General features: G+C 67.7%; 14 protein-coding genes. 10 read left to right on the top strand and 4 right to left on the bottom strand.

Going from position 1 to position 14,028, the window contains the following annotated elements; all coding sequences use genetic code 11:
- Window positions 1–14: 14 nt before the first annotated feature.
- The 7 genes from G3W89_RS20945 (at window position 15) to G3W89_RS20915 (ending at window position 6,164) form a co-directional block, all read left to right on the top strand.
- The gene (locus G3W89_RS20945) at window positions 15–1,025 is read left to right on the top strand and encodes a PDR/VanB family oxidoreductase (RefSeq protein ID WP_162575977.1); all 1,011 of its coding nucleotides are present in this window, start codon (window positions 15–17) and stop codon (window positions 1,023–1,025) included.
- A gap of 164 nt (window positions 1,026–1,189) precedes the next feature.
- On the top strand, window positions 1,190–2,365 hold the full coding sequence (locus tag G3W89_RS20940) for an ABC transporter substrate-binding protein (RefSeq protein WP_162575976.1): 1,176 nt from the start codon (window positions 1,190–1,192) through the stop codon (window positions 2,363–2,365).
- 34 nt (window positions 2,366–2,399) lie between these two features.
- Window positions 2,400–3,272 (top strand): branched-chain amino acid ABC transporter permease, encoded by an 873-nt coding sequence (locus G3W89_RS20935; RefSeq protein ID WP_162575975.1) that lies wholly within the window; start codon window positions 2,400–2,402, stop codon window positions 3,270–3,272.
- 3 nt (window positions 3,273–3,275) lie between these two features.
- Window positions 3,276–4,247 (top strand): branched-chain amino acid ABC transporter permease, encoded by a 972-nt coding sequence (locus G3W89_RS20930; protein ID WP_162575974.1) that lies wholly within the window; start codon window positions 3,276–3,278, stop codon window positions 4,245–4,247.
- Entirely contained in the window at window positions 4,244–5,005 is a 762-nt protein-coding gene (locus G3W89_RS20925; RefSeq protein WP_162575973.1) for an ABC transporter ATP-binding protein, read from the top strand. Before G3W89_RS20930 ends, G3W89_RS20925 begins: the two co-directional genes overlap by 4 nt.
- Window positions 4,998–5,702 (top strand): ABC transporter ATP-binding protein, encoded by a 705-nt coding sequence (locus G3W89_RS20920; protein ID WP_162575972.1) that lies wholly within the window; start codon window positions 4,998–5,000, stop codon window positions 5,700–5,702. Before G3W89_RS20925 ends, G3W89_RS20920 begins: the two co-directional genes overlap by 8 nt.
- Before the next feature lie 54 nt (window positions 5,703–5,756).
- On the top strand, window positions 5,757–6,164 hold the full coding sequence (locus G3W89_RS20915) for an SRPBCC family protein (protein WP_162575971.1): 408 nt from the start codon (window positions 5,757–5,759) through the stop codon (window positions 6,162–6,164).
- A gap of 15 nt (window positions 6,165–6,179) precedes the next feature.
- Here the strand turns inward: G3W89_RS20915 and G3W89_RS20910 are convergent, their stop codons facing one another.
- Window positions 6,180–7,316, bottom strand: a complete 1,137-nt coding sequence (locus G3W89_RS20910) for a branched-chain amino acid ABC transporter substrate-binding protein (protein WP_162575970.1) — start codon at window positions 7,314–7,316, stop codon at window positions 6,180–6,182.
- Between the two features lie 91 nt (window positions 7,317–7,407).
- Complete coding sequence (locus G3W89_RS20905; RefSeq protein ID WP_162577577.1) at window positions 7,408–8,313, bottom strand: LysR family transcriptional regulator; 906 nt, start codon at window positions 8,311–8,313, stop codon at window positions 7,408–7,410.
- Window positions 8,314–8,426: 113 nt separating this feature from the next.
- Here G3W89_RS20905 and G3W89_RS20900 point away from each other — a divergent pair, with 113 nt between their 5' ends.
- From G3W89_RS20900 to G3W89_RS20890, 3 genes are read left to right on the top strand one after another with little or no spacing between them, the layout of a single operon-like run.
- Window positions 8,427–9,377, top strand: a complete 951-nt coding sequence (locus tag G3W89_RS20900) for a hydroxymethylglutaryl-CoA lyase (RefSeq protein ID WP_162575969.1) — start codon at window positions 8,427–8,429, stop codon at window positions 9,375–9,377.
- A gap of 12 nt (window positions 9,378–9,389) precedes the next feature.
- On the top strand, window positions 9,390–10,544 hold the full coding sequence (locus G3W89_RS20895) for a CaiB/BaiF CoA transferase family protein (protein ID WP_162575968.1): 1,155 nt from the start codon (window positions 9,390–9,392) through the stop codon (window positions 10,542–10,544).
- Window positions 10,545–10,588: 44 nt separating this feature from the next.
- A complete protein-coding gene (locus G3W89_RS20890) occupies window positions 10,589–11,569 on the top strand; it encodes a Bug family tripartite tricarboxylate transporter substrate binding protein (RefSeq protein ID WP_162575967.1) in 981 nt (326 codons plus the stop codon).
- On the opposite strand, the gene G3W89_RS20885 is transcribed toward G3W89_RS20890, so the two are convergent.
- The gene (locus G3W89_RS20885) at window positions 11,541–12,704 is read right to left on the bottom strand and encodes an HPP family protein (protein WP_162575966.1); all 1,164 of its coding nucleotides are present in this window, start codon (window positions 12,702–12,704) and stop codon (window positions 11,541–11,543) included. The two genes, G3W89_RS20890 and G3W89_RS20885, sit on opposite strands and share 29 nt — an antisense overlap.
- 2 nt (window positions 12,705–12,706) lie before the next feature.
- On the bottom strand, window positions 12,707–13,945 hold the full coding sequence (locus G3W89_RS20880) for a multidrug effflux MFS transporter (RefSeq protein ID WP_162575965.1): 1,239 nt from the start codon (window positions 13,943–13,945) through the stop codon (window positions 12,707–12,709).
- Window positions 13,946–14,028: the final 83 nt, after the last annotated feature.

The following is a 14,028-nucleotide window of genomic DNA, read 5'->3' as shown; positions in this document are numbered from 1 at the left end:
ACAACATTCCTGCGATGAACAGCGAAATCCACTGGATGCCTGCGCGCATCACGGCCTGCCGCGATCTGACGCCCACCGTGCGCGAGTTCGAGCTCACCCCCGAGTCGGGCATGGCCGGCGGCTACGAGCCGGGGTCCCATCTCCAGGTCCAGGTGCTGGTCGGGGTGCCGGGCGCAGGCCGGGTGCAGACGCGCCACTACTCGCTCGTGGGCGAGCCGGACGGGCGCACCTGGCGCATCGCCGTCAAGCGCCTCGACGACGGCCGGGGCGGCTCGCTCGCGATGTGGCGACTGGCGCCCGGCGATCGGCTGCTGCTGACGCAGCCGCAGAACCACTTCGGGCTCGACATCACGGCGCCCGGCTACCTGCTGGTCGCGGGCGGCATCGGCATCACGCCGATGGTGTTGATGGCGCAGCGCCTCGGCGCGCTGGCCGCACGCAAGGGTGTGCCGGTGCGCATGCTCTACGGCGCGCGCAGCAGCGAGGAGCTGGCCTATCTGCCATTGCTGCAGGCCGCGCTGGGAAGCCCGGAGACCAGCAGCGTCCAGACCCACATCGGCAATGCGTCCATCGATTTCGCTGCCGAGATCGCGGCGCTGCCCCACGGAGGCCAGCTCTACACCTGCGGGCCCGTGCCGATGCTGGAGGCGGTGAAGCGCGCCTGGATGGGGGCGGGGCGGGCACCGGCGGACCTGCGCTTCGAGACGTTCGGCAGCAGCGGCCGGCTGCCCGTGCAGGCATTCGAAGTCCGCATTCCGCGCCATGACCTCCGCATCCAGGTGCCCGCGGAAAGCAGTCTGCTCGAAGCGCTCGAAGCCGCGGGCGTGCAGACGCTGTGGGACTGCCGCCGCGGCGAATGCGGCCTGTGCGCCATGGACGTGCTCGCCGTGGACGGCGAGATCGACCACCGCGACGTGTTCCTCAGCGAAAAGGAGAAGCGCGAAGGCCGGCGCATCTGCGCCTGCGTGTCGCGCGCCGTCGGCAGCATCACGCTCGATTCCGCCTGGCGACCGGACGCGCCGTGACGGTCAGGAGCTTGCGCGATCATCGCGCAAGTGGTCGATGTATCGCGCAGAATGCAGAACCGTGGATCGATGACATGGGCGCCTTAGGTGTTTGCCAAGGCGCCAACATGATTTTGATTGATCACAATACGCCCCGTTCAGATCCCCATCACAAGGAGACTTCCATGCAACGTCGCCACCTCCTGCAGGCCGCGAGCCTCACGGCCCTCGCCCTCGCCATGCCGCTGGCGCAGGCCCAGGGCAACACCTTCAAGATCGGCCTGGTGCTGCCGATGACAGGTCAGCAGGCCACCACCGGCCGTCAGATCGAGGCCGCGGCCCGGCTTTACATGGCGCAGAACGGCGACACCGTGGCGGGCAGGAAGGTCGAGCTGATCGTCAAGGACGACACCAGCCTGCCCGACGTGACCAAGCGCCTGGCGCAGGAGCTGGTGGTGAATGACAAGGTCAACGTGCTGGCCGGCTTCGGCATCACGCCGTCCGCCATGGCCACCGCGCCGATCGCCACCCAGTCGAAGACGCCAATGGTGGTGATGGCCGCCGCCACCTCGAGCATCACCGAGGCCTCGCCCTACGTCGTGCGCACCAGCTTCACGCTGCCGCAGGTCTCGGTTGCCATGGGCGACTGGGCGCCCAAGAACGGCATCAAGTCGGTGGTGACGTTGGTCAGCGACTATGGGCCAGGCAACGACGCCGAGAAGTTCTTCGCCGAGCGCTTCCAGCTCAACGGCGGCAAGGTGCTCGACAAGCTGCGCGTGCCGCTGCGCAACCCGGATTTCGCACCCTTCCTGCAGAAGGTGCGCGACGCCAAACCCGACGCACTGTTCGTTTTCGTGCCCTCGGGCGCCGGCGCGGCGGTGATGAAGCAGTTCATCGAGCGCGGCATGGACAAGGCCGGCATCAAGTTGATCGCCACCGGCGACGTGACGGATGACGACCAGCTCAACGACATGGGCGACGGTGCGCTGGGCGTGGTCACTTCGCACCATTACTCGGCGGCGCATCCGTCGGCGGCCAACAAGAAGTTTGTCGAGGCCTTCCAGAAGGCCAACAAGAACATGCGCCCCAACTTCATGGCGATCGGCGGCTACGACGGCATGCGCGTGATCTACGAGGCCCTCAAAACAACCAAGGGACAGGGCGGCGGTGACGCGCTGCTGGCTGCGATGAAGGGCCAGCTCTTCGAAAGCCCGCGCGGCCAGGTGCTGATCGATGCGCAGACGCGCGACATCGTGCAGGACGTGTACCTGCGCAAGGTCGAGAAGAAGGACGGACAGCTCTACAACGTCGAGTTCGACGTCATCAAGGCGGTGAAGGATCCCGGCAAGAACAAGCAGTGATGCATCCAGCGACCGCGCGCTCCAGGGGCGAGCCATGTTGACTATCCTCTTCGACGGCATTGCCTACGGCATGCTGCTGTTCGTGCTCGCGGTCGGGCTGGCGGTGACGCTGGGGCTGATGAACTTCATCAACCTCGCGCACGGGGCGTTCGCGATGGCGGGGGGCTATCTCACCGTGTTCGCGATGCAGAAGGCAGGCGTTCCCTTCCTGGCCTGCCTGCCGCTCGCCTTCGTGCTCGTGGGGCTGCTGGGCGCGCTGCTGGAGCGCACGCTGTACCGGCCGATGTACGGCAAGTCGCACCTGGACCAGGTGCTGTTCTCGATCGGGCTGGCGTTCATGGCGGTGGCAGCGGTCGACTATTTCGTCGGCTCCTCGCAGCAGAACGTGCACTTGCCCGAGTGGCTGCGCGGGCGCACCGAGATCGGCGACGGGGCGCTGCTGCTGGGCATGGGCCATTACCGCATCTTCATCATCGTGCTGTGCGCGCTGCTCACGGTGGTGCTGCAGCTCATCCTGTCGAAGACGCGCTTCGGCAGCCGGCTGCGCGCGGCGGTGGACGATCCGCGCGTGGCGGCGGGGCTGGGCATCAACGTCAACGTGGTGTTCCTGGCAACCTTCGCGGTGGGCTCGGGCCTGGCCGGGCTCGGCGGTGCGCTGGGCGCCGAGATCCTGGGCATGGACCCGACCTTCCCGCTCAAGTACATGATCTATTTCCTGATCGTGGTCTCGGTCGGCGGCACCTCGTCGATCACCGGACCGCTGCTGGCCGCGCTGCTGCTGGGCATCGCCGATGTAGGGGGCAAGTACTTCATTCCCAAGATGGGCGCGTTCACGGTGTACCTGCTGATGATCCTGATCCTGATGTGGCGTCCGCAGGGATTGTTCACGCGGCGGGGAGGGCGTTAGCAGATGGATTCACGCGACGCGCTGCTCGCCAGGACGCGCTGGCGGCCATGGGAGTTCGTCTTCTGGGCGGTTGTCTTCGTGCTGCCGGCGCTGCTGCCCTCGAAGGCGCTGATGATCAACGAGATCGCGATCATTGCGCTGTTCGCGCTGTCGCTCGACTTGATCCTCGGCTACACAGGCATCGTCTCGCTGGGCCATGCGGCTTTCTTCGGCTTCGGCGCCTACACGGCCGCGCTCTTCGCCAAGCACGTGATGCCCGACCCGACCGTGGGCCTGGTGGTTGCCATCGTCGCGTCTGCCGCGGTTGGCGCCTTGGCCAGCGTCACCATCCTGCGCGGCAGCGACCTCACGCGGCTGATGGTCACGCTGGGCACCGCGCTGCTGCTGCTCGAATTGGCGAACAAGCTGGACTGGCTCACCGGCGGCGCCGACGGGCTGCAGGGCGTGGTGATGGGGCCGGTGCTGGGCCTGTTCGACTTCGACCTCTATGGCCGCACGGCAGCGTGGTACTCGCTGGCCGTGCTGCTGCTGCTGTTCATCGTGATGCGGCGCCTGGTGCAGTCCTCCTTCGGCGCCACGCTCAAGGCAATCCGTGACAACCGGCTGCGTGCGATGGCGATCGGCATTCCGGTGGTCTCGCGCATCGCGGTGATCTACACGGTCGCGGCAGGAGTGGCCGGCGCGGCGGGCGCGCTGCTCGCGCAAACGAGCGGCTTCGCCTCGCTCGACGTGCTGGCCTTCGACCGCTCGGCCGACGTGCTGCTGATGCTGGTGATCGGCGGCGTGGGCTGGCTCTACGGCGGCATCGCAGGGGCCATCGTCTTCAAGCTGCTGCAAGACGCGTTGTCGACGGTCACGCCGCAGTACTGGATGTTCTGGGTCGGATTGATCCTCGTGCTGCTGGTGCTGGTCGGGCGCGACCGGCTGCTCAAGCCCTGGACGTGGTTCGGCAGGCGAGCGGGTGCGGCGCGATGAGCGACAACATCGTGCTCTCCGCCACCGGGCTGGTGATGCGCTTCGGCGGCATCACGGCCACGGACAATGTGACGCTGAACCTGAAGCGAGGTGCGCGCCACGCGCTGATCGGCCCCAACGGTGCCGGCAAGACCACGCTGGTCAACCTGCTGACGGGCGTGCTCACGCCGACTGCCGGACGCATCGTCCTGGAGGGCGAGGACATCACGCGCCTGGCACCGCATGCCCGCGTGACGCGTGGCATGGTGCGCACCTTCCAGATCAATCAGCTCTTCGACTCGATGACGCCGCTGGAAACCTTGGCATTGGTCGTGTCGCAGCGCTCGGGCCTCGGCGCGCAGTGGTGGCGCCCGCTGGGCGCCGCAGCGCAGGTCTCGGAACGGGCCGAGCAGCTGCTGGAGCAGTTCCGTCTCACCGACGTCGCGCGCCAGGCGACGCGGGAGCTGGCCTATGGCAAGCGCCGCCTGCTCGAGATCGCGATCGCGCTGGCCTGCGAGCCGCGCGTGCTGCTGCTGGATGAGCCGGTCGCCGGCGTGCCGGCGGGCGAGCGCGAGGAACTGCTGCAAACGGTGTCCGCGTTGCCGGCCGATGTCTCGGTGCTGCTCATCGAGCACGACATGGACCTGGTGTTCAGCTTCGCCGACCGCATGACGGTGCTGGTCAACGGGGCCTTGCTCACGGAAGGCGACCCGGACACGATTGCCAACGATCCGAAGGTCAAGGAGGTCTATCTGGGGCAGGGGGCCGTGCATGTCTGAGCTGTTGCGCATCGACAAGCTGAGTGCCGGCTACGGAGAGGCCGTGGTGCTGCACGACATATCGCTCGGCCTCGGCGAGGGCCAGACGCTGGCACTGCTGGGCCGCAACGGCACGGGCAAGACCACGCTGATCAACACGCTGGCGGGCGCGACGCGCCAGCACGGCGGCAGTATCACGCTGTCGGGTTCGGCGCTGCACAAGCTCTCGCCGCACCAGCGCGCGGCGGCCGGCATCGGCTGGGTGCCGCAGGAGCGCAACATCTTCAAGTCGCTCACGGTGCACGAGAACCTGACGGCAGTGGAGCGGCCCGGCCGATGGAACCCGCAACGCGTCTATGAGATGTTCCCGCGCCTGGCCGAGCGGAAGCGCAACCTGGGCACGCAACTGTCCGGCGGCGAGCAGCAGATGCTGGCCGTGGGACGTGCGCTGGTGGTGAATCCGCGCCTGCTGCTGCTCGACGAGCCGCTCGAGGGGCTGGCGCCGATCATCGTGGAGGAACTGCTGCGCGCAATTCGCCGCATCACGCAGGACGAAGGCCTCGCGGCCATCATCGTCGAGCAGCATCCGCAGGCCATCCTCGCCATTTCCGACCAAGCGGTGGTGCTGGACCATGGCACGGTGGTGCATGCCGATCGCGCCGCGACCTTGCGTGACCAGCCCGAGGTGCTGGAGCGCTTGCTGGGCGTCTCGCGCTGACGGCGCGCCGGGCCTACACTGGTCTGTCAACGACTCGCCACAGGAGACTCGCACATGGCAAGCATTCGGCGTGAAACGCAGGTGGCCGCGAGCGCCGCGCAGGTCTGGGAGGCGGTGCGCGACATCGGCGCCATCCACCACCGGCTGGTGCCCGGCTTCGTGACCGACTGCAAGCTGGAGGGCGATGCGCGCATCGTCACCTTCGGCAACGGCGTGGTAGCGCGGGAGGTGATCGTCGACCTGGACGATACCGCGCGGCGCCTGGTCTGGTCGGCCAGCGGCGGCCGGCTCAGCCATCACAACGCATCGCTGCAGATCTTCGACGAGGGCGGTGGGCAAAGCCGGCTGGTCTGGATAGCCGATTTGCTGCCGCGCGAGATGGCGGGGCCCATCGCCGGCATGATCGATGAGGGGATGCGCGTCATGAAAAAAACCCTGGAGGCGCAGGAGACCGCTCGCTAGCCTGGGCGCCCCCGTTTACCAGCGATCTGAGCTCATCAACGGTTCCCAGCGGCCCCCGCGCGGTCGATAGACGCCGACACTGCCGTACAGCTGCTCGCCGTCGGGCCCGAACTTCATCACGTTGGTGACCGGGGCCATGAAGTCGAGCTCGCGAAGCTTGGTCGTCAGCACCTTGCCATCCACCGAGTTGGCTCGGTGCACCGCGTTGGACAGCAGGTACATCGCGTCGTAGGCATAGTGCGACCCATACACCGGCGGGTGGCCGTACGCAGCGCTGAAGGCCTCGACGAACTTTGCGCCGCGGTAGAACTCCCGCGGCTCCAGCACGGGCGATGTGGCGAAGACTTCGAGCGGGAGCTTTCGTGCGAGCAGCTTGTTCGTCTTGAGCGTATCGCCGCCAACGATCTTGATGTTGGTCAGCTCGGCGGCTGCCAGCTGTTCGATCAATGCGACGACTTGGAAGTCCGCAAGGGTGGTGACGATGGTCTCGACCGAACGGGTCTTCAACTCCTTGACCAGCGAACCGAATTCGGTCGTCTTGTCATCGAAGGATCGGCGCAAGGCGACGGTTCGGCCATGGCCGCTGAGCGATTTTTCCGCAAGGTCGGCCAGCGCCTTGCCATACGACGTGCTGTCGTCGACGACCGCACAGGCACCTGCGCTTTCGCTCAGCGTGGTTGCTGCATACGCGCCCATTGCGCGCCCCTGGATCGTGTCGCTGGCCACCAGCCGCAGCGTGGTCGGGAAGCCGAGCTGCGTGTACTTGGGCTGGGTGGAGATCGCGAGCTGGGGGATGTTCCTTGCGGCGTAGATGGGCGCAGCCTGAATGCTCACACCGGAATTGAGATGGCCGATGACGGCAACGACGCCCTCGTCGACGAGATGGCTGGCAACCTGCGCGCCGACGCCTGGGCTCGATTGATCGTCGACGGCAACGATCTGGAAGTGCACGGTCTTTCCGTCCACCACGACGCCGCTGGCGTTGATCTCCTTCACCGCCAGCTCGACGCCCTGGAGCATGTCCTTGCCCAATGCGGCCAGTGGGCCCGACAAGGGCTGGGCGACGCCGATCTTTACCGTGTCGGGAATCTTGGAACAGGCAATGAGCCCGACGAGCGCGAGTGCTGAAAAGCCGATACCGACGAGTCTCATGTAACCCCCCGAAAAATTAGTAGAAAAAAATTCTACGAGGGGGTCTTGGGAATCCGGGTCGTTCAACAGATTTCGCGACCTTTCACCTCCTTCAGCTCGCTGCGGCGCGCTCGCGCAAGTGCGCCACCAGCAGCTTGGCGGCCGGCGAGAGATTGGCTTCGCTGCGAAAACAGATCGCAAAGCGTCGCTCGGCCCACGGGTCGGACAGCGGCACCACGCGCAGTCCCAAGCTCTGCACCACCGGGTCGACCACCTCGCGCGGCACCACGGCGATGCCCAGGCCGGCACGCACGCAGCGCAGCGCTGCATCGAAGGTCGACACCACCGCGCGGTAGCTGAGCGGACGCCCGATGATGGCGGCGGCGCGGGCCAACATCGTGTGGACCGCAGTGGAGGCTGGCAGGCCCACGTGGTCGAACTCCAGCGTCTCCTCGAAGCTGCAGCGCCGCCGCCGCGAGATCGGGTGCGAGGGATGAGCAACCAGCGCCAGCCGGTCGCGTCGGTAGGGCCAGGCCTGCAGGCCTTCCAGGTCTGCCGCGTCCCAGCACACGCCGACCGGCGCCGAGCCTTCGCGCAACGCGCGCACCAGGTCGCGGCTCAACGCCTCCTCGATGTCGACGCGAATGTCACGGTGCGCCGGCGCCTGCAGGAAATCCGCGATGTCGTCGGGCAGGAATTCGGCGATGGAGGACACGCTGGCCAGCACCCGCACCTGGCCCTTCACGCCACGTCCGTAATCCGCCATGTCGCGGGCCACGCGGTCGGCACTGGCCAGCATGGCGCGCGCGTGCTCCAACAGGATCTCGCCGGCCGCCGTGGGCGTGACGCCGCGACGGCGGCGCTCGAACAGCGTGGCACCGACCACGCTTTCGAGCTGGGCCAGCCGCTTGCTGATGGCGGAGGCGACGATGTGGTGCTGTTCGCCCGCTCGCGCGATGTTGCGGGTCTCGCAGACCGCCACGAAAAGGCGCAGGCTCGTGAGGTCCAGGTCTCGCATGGCGTTCCAGATGGGAATGTTTGGCATGCCAGATTACCGCTTTTGCAAACGATAGGGAACGCCTAGAGTTCTGGCAAGAACCGGTTTCCTGCCGGCCACGAGAGACAAAGCCCATGCCCGAATCGAATCCGCGCCTGCCGAGCGTCGCCGTCATCCGCGAAGTCGGCCTGCGCGATGGTCTCCAGAGCATCGCCACCATCCTGTCGACCGAGCGCAAGCGCGAGTGGATTCGCGCGGCCCATGCCGCCGGCCAACGGGAGATCGAGGTCGGCTCCTTCGTGCCGGCGCGCCTGCTGCCGCAGCTGGCCGACACAGCCGAGCTGGTGAGCTTTGCCAAGACACTGCCCGGGCTGTTCGTTTCGGTGCTGGTGCCGAACCTGCGCGGCGCCGAGAGTGCGATTGCGAGCGGCGCCGACCTGATGATCGTGCCGCTGTCGGCCAGTCACGCGCACAGCGTGGCCAACCTGCGCAAGACACCCGACGAAGTGGTGGCGGAAGTCGCCCGCATCCGCGCGGCACGTGACGCGGCCGGCGCGAAGACGCTGATCGAAGGCGGCGTGGGCACCGCTTTCGGGTGCACGCTGCAGGGCGAGGTCGATCCAGGCGAGGTGCTGCGTCTGATGCAGGCCCTCCTCGACGCCGGCGCCGACCGGGTGAGCCTGGCCGACACGGTGGGCTACGCCGACCCGGCGATGGTGCGCAGGCTCTTCGAGCAGGCGCTGAAGATCGCAGGCGAGCGCTTCTGGTGCGGCCACTTTCACGATACGCGCGGCCTGGGCCTGGCCAATGTCTACGCCGCGCTGGAGCTGGGCGTGAGCCGCTTCGACGCTTGCCTTGCCGGCATCGGCGGCTGTCCGCATGCGCCCGGCGCGAGCGGCAACGTGGCCACCGAGGACCTCGCGTACATGCTGGGCAGCATGGGCATCGCGACGGGGGTGGACATCGGGCCGCTGCTCGCGCTGCGTGCGCGCGTGGCCGGTTGGCTCCACGGGGAGACACTGCACGGCACGCTCTGGCGCGCCGGCCTGCCCAAGACCTTCACGCCCGAAGCCCTGGCGGCCTGACACGAAAGCACCATGAAAAACGAAGCTGATTCCCTGCCCCTCGCCGGCGTTCGCGTGGTCGAGTTCACCCACATGGTGATGGGCCCCACCTGCGGGATGATCCTGGCCGACCTCGGCGCCGAGGTGATCAAGATCGAGCCGCCCGGCGGAGACAAGACGCGCCGGCTGCCGGGCCTCGGCATCGGCTTCTTCCGCTCGTTCAACCGCAACAAGAAGAGCGTGGTGCTCGACATCACGAGCGACGAGGGCCGAGCCACGGCGAGCGAGCTGATCGGCGAGTGCGATGTGATGCTCGAGAACTTCCGGCCGGGGCTGATGAGCTCGCTGGGTCTCGACTACGAGACCCTCTCGAAGAAGTACCCGCGGCTGATCTATGTCTCGCACAAGGGCTTCCTGCCGGGGCCGTACGAGAAGCGGCTCGCGCTCGACGAGGTGGTGCAGATGATGGGTGGCCTCTCGTACATGACGGGCCCGCAAGGGCGTCCGCTGCGCGCAGGTACCTCGGTCAACGACATCATGGGCGGCATGTTCGGCGCCATCGGCGTGCTGGCGGCGCTGCGCGAGCGCGAGCGCACTGGCCGCGGTCAGGAAGTGCAGAGCGCGCTGTTCGAGAACTGCGTGTTCCTGTCCTCGCAGCACATGCAGCAGTTCGCAATGACCGGGGAGCCGCCGCCGCCCATGCCTTCGCGCGTATCCGCCTGGAGCGTCTACGACGTTTTCGCGCTCGCCGGGGGCGAGCAGCTCTTCATCGGCGCGGTGAGCGACAAGCAGTTCCTCACGCTGTGCCGCGTGCTCGAGGCACCCGAACTCGCGACGGACCCGGGGCTGGCGACCAATGCGCTGCGCGTGGCGGTGCGCCCGGCCTTGCTGCAGCGGCTTGGCGAGATCCTGGCGCACCATCGCGTCGACGAACTCGCCCCCAGGCTCGAGGAGGCTGGCATTCCCTATGCCCCGATCGTGCGACCCGATCAACTGCTGCAGGACCCGCACCTGAAGGCCAGTGGCGGCCTCGTGCCGATGGAGACCGACGACGGCGGCATGACCGAGGTGGTGCTGTTGCCGCTGCTGATGGGCGGCCGCCGCCCCGGCGTGCGGCAGGCGCTGGCGCGCGTGGGCGAGCACACCGACGAGGTCCTGTCGCAACTCGCGGCGCGCGCTGCGGCCTGATCGACCCGCCCCTGAACCATTCGACAGAACCAAGGAGACACGACATGAACCCCATCCTCTCGCGCCGCACGATGCTCGGCTTCGGCACGTGCATGTTCGCTACCGCCGCGCTGCCCGCCCTGGCGCAGGGCGGCTCAGACAAGCCGGTGCGCATCGTCCTGCCGATCAGCGCCGGCTCGGGCGTGGACACCATCGCGCGCGCCGCCGCGCCAGCCCTGGGCAAGGCCTTCGGACAGCCGGTGGTGATCGAGAACCTGCCGGGCGCGGGCGGCATCACCGGTACATCGGTCGTGGTCAAGGCGGCGCCGGACGGGCTCACGCTCGGCATGGTGTCGAACAACCACGTGATCAACCCGAGCGTCTACAAGAAGATGCCCTTCGACGCCATCAACGACATCACGCCGATCAGCGTGGTGGGCGCGACGCCGCTGGTGCTGGTGGTGAATCCGAAGGTGCCGGCGAAGAACGTGAAGGAATTGGTGGCGCTGCTCAGGGCGAAGCCCGATGGCTACAACTACGCGTCCTCGGGCAACGGCACCATCATCCACCTGGCCGGCGAGATGTTCATGGACGAGGCCGGCGTGAAGGCGCGCCACATCCCCTACAAGGGCACCGGCCCGATGGTGACCGACATGATCGCGGGCCAGGTCGAGATCGGGGTCGTGGCCTTGCCGGCGGCGCAGCAGCACATCAGGAGCGGTGCGTTGCGTGCCATTGGGCTGTGCGGCCCGGCACGCTCGCCGGCGGCGCCCGAGATCCCAACCATTGCAGAGCAGGGGCTGCCCAACTACAGCGTGGAGGGCTGGTTCGCCGTGATCGGTCCGGCCAGGCTGCCGGCGGCGGAGATCAAGCGCGTGCACGATGCCGTGGTGGCCGCCTTCGGCACGGCCGAGATGCGCGAAGCCATGGACAAGCAGGGCAACATCATCAGGCCGACGACGCCGGAGGAGGCCGCCCGCTATTTCCGCAGCGAGGCCGATCGCTACGCGGCGCTGGTCAAGAAGGCGAACGTGACGCTGGAGTAGCCGGCGCTGTCTCGGGTCCTACCGCGCGGTAGAGTGCGCGCACAAAATCGGACTGCGTGATCATCCCGGTGAGCCGTCGCTCGGCGTCGATGATCGGGATGTGGTGGTGGCCGCCTTCGGAGAACAGCGGCACCAGTTCCACCATCGGCCGCTCCTCGCTGGATACGCGGACCTGCCGCGTCATGATCTGGCCCACCACCTCGGGCTTGCTCGACATCACGCTGCGCGTCGCGCGAATGAAGTCGCGCAAGCGGCCCGCCAGGCCGTCGTGGTGGTCCAGGTCGATATGCCGGAAGAAGTCCGCCTGCGTCACGATACCCACCACCCTGCGGGTGCGGTCGATCACCGGCAGCGCCTTGATGCGGCGTGCCTGCATCAGGGCCCAGGCTTCCTGCAAGGGCGTGCCGAACTCGGCGACCACGGGGCTGTGCGACATGATGTCGGCGCAACGCACAGTGCCCAGGCGACGGCGGTAGGACTCCAGCTCGGTCTCGCGGATCAGCGACTCGAGATCGTCGCGGCTGATGTCCAGCACCTGGTTGTAGCGCGCCAGCACCGCGTCGACGTCGGCCGAGCTGAAGCGTGCGTCAGCCTGCGGCATGCGCGGCGCCAGCTGGACGTGCGGGTAGCGCCGTCCGGTCAGGCTGTTGTAGAACACGCCGGCCAGCACCAGCAGCACCGAATCGATGAGCACCGGGTGGAGCGCAAAGGTGAAATGCGTGGTGTGGTTCAGCGCCACCAGCAGCGCCACCGCCCCGCCGGGCGGATGCAGGCAGCGCAGCGCGAACATCAGCGCGATGGCCAGCGCGGTCGCAGCCGGGCCGACCCACGCGGCATCGGGCATCCAGCGCGCGCAGGCGACGCCGACCAGCGCCGAGAACATGTTGCCCGCAACCACCGGCCACGGCTGGGCGAGCGGGCTGGCGGGCAGTGCGAACACCAGGACCGCGCTGGCGCCCAGTGGCGCGATCAGCCACTGGCCACCGCTGCCCAGTTCGGCCAGCTGCAGGATCAGCACCGTCAGCAGCAGGCCCAACCCGGCACCGGCAACGGCGCGCAGGCGTTCGCGCGTATTGACATTGGTACGGGCCGGCAGCCAGGAGCGGGCGAAGGTCCGCAGCGCCTCGCGCTCCATGCTCAGGCGGCCTCGCCGGCGACCCTGCGACCGATCTCGGGCCAGCGGCCATGCAGCCAGCCCCAGGCCACCAGGCCGATGCCCATCATCCCGATAGAGGTCAGCGCCAGTGCGAGCGTCGAATGCATGACCAGCGGCGCGATCACGCCTGCCACGAGGCCATTGGCGGTCGAGCCGATCACGGCCTGCAGCGAGGAGGCCATGCCGCGGCGCTCCGGATGCAGGTCAAGCACCAGCAGCGTGACCACCGGCACCATCAGCGCCCAGCCGAAGGCGAACACCGCAAGTGGCCACAGCGCCCAAGCCGCGTGCGGGGTGAAGAGGGCATTGGCGATCACGTTGACGATCGAAGTCAGCAGCATGATCAGGAAGCCGTCACGGATCTGCCGCTTGGGGGCCACCTTGCCCGCCATGCGCCCGCTCGCCCAGGCACCGGACATGATGCCACCGATGGTCAGCAGGAAGAACCAGAAGAACTGCGTGGGCGCCAGCGCCAGGTGGTCGCCGAGGAAGGCGGGCGCGGCCAGTACGTAGAGGAACATGCCGTTGAAGGGCACGCCGCTGGCCAGGGCCAGGAGCAGGAAGCGCGGGTCGGAGCACAGGTCCCAGTAGCCGCGCATCAGGTGCCGCACTTCGAAGGGTTGTCGCTGGCTGTGGTGCAGGGTTTCGGGCAGCAGTTTCCAGTTGGCGGCGAACAGCACCACGCCCACCGCGACCAGAAACCAGAAGACGCTGTGCCAGCCGAGGTGCACGAACAGGAAGCCGCCAATGATGGGCGCAATTGCAGGCGCGACGCCGAAGTAAATCGTGACCTGGCTCATCACCCGCTGCGCCTCGGCGGGCGGAAACATGTCGCGGATCACCGCACGCGAGACCACGATGCCGGCACCCGTCGACAGGCCCTGCAGCGCACGGAAGAGGACCAGTTGGCCGATGGTCTGCGAGAGCGCGCAACCCAGGGAGGCGACGGTGAACACCGCCAGGCCCCACAGGACCACCGGGCGCCGGCCGAAGCTGTCGGATAGCGCGCCGTGGAACAGGTTCATGAAGGCGAAGCCGAACAGGTAGGCCGAGAGCGTCTGCTGCATCTCGGCAGGCGTCGCTCCGATGGTCTGGGCGATGCCTGCGAAGGCCGGGATGTAGGTGTCGATCGAGAAGGGGCCGAGCATGCCCAGGACGGCCAGCAGAACGGCCAGCGCCCAGCGTGGCGCGTGCCAGAGTTTGTTGGCGTCGGGATTCATGCGGCCAGTCTCCGTTTCTTCGTCTTGTCTTCGTGTCGCGGCCAAAGAGAACGCCCGCCGCCGGTGAAGGCAAAGCGGGCGTT

This window comes from Variovorax sp. PBL-H6 (assembly GCF_901827155.1).
In the GTDB taxonomy this organism is placed as follows: Bacteria; Pseudomonadota; Gammaproteobacteria; order Burkholderiales; family Burkholderiaceae_C; genus Variovorax.
Note: the sequence above shows the minus strand (reverse complement) of the source record. Positions and strands in the feature narration are given on the sequence as shown.

What these genes read in the sequence shown, in the direction of transcription:
- G3W89_RS20945 (WP_162575977.1), top strand. Translation starts at nt 15, where the DNA reads ATGAACAGCGAAATCCACTGGATGCCTGCGCGCATCACGGCCTGCCGC.
- G3W89_RS20940 (WP_162575976.1), top strand. Translation starts at nt 1,190, where the DNA reads ATGCAACGTCGCCACCTCCTGCAGGCCGCGAGCCTCACGGCCCTCGCC.
- G3W89_RS20935 (WP_162575975.1), top strand. Translation starts at nt 2,400, where the DNA reads ATGTTGACTATCCTCTTCGACGGCATTGCCTACGGCATGCTGCTGTTC.
- G3W89_RS20930 (WP_162575974.1), top strand. Translation starts at nt 3,276, where the DNA reads ATGGATTCACGCGACGCGCTGCTCGCCAGGACGCGCTGGCGGCCATGG.
- G3W89_RS20925 (WP_162575973.1), top strand. Translation starts at nt 4,244, where the DNA reads ATGAGCGACAACATCGTGCTCTCCGCCACCGGGCTGGTGATGCGCTTC.
- G3W89_RS20920 (WP_162575972.1), top strand. Translation starts at nt 4,998, where the DNA reads ATGTCTGAGCTGTTGCGCATCGACAAGCTGAGTGCCGGCTACGGAGAG.
- G3W89_RS20915 (WP_162575971.1), top strand. Translation starts at nt 5,757, where the DNA reads ATGGCAAGCATTCGGCGTGAAACGCAGGTGGCCGCGAGCGCCGCGCAG.
- G3W89_RS20910 (WP_162575970.1), bottom strand. Translation starts at nt 7,316, where the DNA reads ATGAGACTCGTCGGTATCGGCTTTTCAGCACTCGCGCTCGTCGGGCTC.
- G3W89_RS20905 (WP_162577577.1), bottom strand. Translation starts at nt 8,313, where the DNA reads ATGCGAGACCTGGACCTCACGAGCCTGCGCCTTTTCGTGGCGGTCTGC.
- G3W89_RS20900 (WP_162575969.1), top strand. Translation starts at nt 8,427, where the DNA reads ATGCCCGAATCGAATCCGCGCCTGCCGAGCGTCGCCGTCATCCGCGAA.
- G3W89_RS20895 (WP_162575968.1), top strand. Translation starts at nt 9,390, where the DNA reads ATGAAAAACGAAGCTGATTCCCTGCCCCTCGCCGGCGTTCGCGTGGTC.
- G3W89_RS20890 (WP_162575967.1), top strand. Translation starts at nt 10,589, where the DNA reads ATGAACCCCATCCTCTCGCGCCGCACGATGCTCGGCTTCGGCACGTGC.
- G3W89_RS20885 (WP_162575966.1), bottom strand. Translation starts at nt 12,704, where the DNA reads ATGGAGCGCGAGGCGCTGCGGACCTTCGCCCGCTCCTGGCTGCCGGCC.
- G3W89_RS20880 (WP_162575965.1), bottom strand. Translation starts at nt 13,945, where the DNA reads ATGAATCCCGACGCCAACAAACTCTGGCACGCGCCACGCTGGGCGCTG.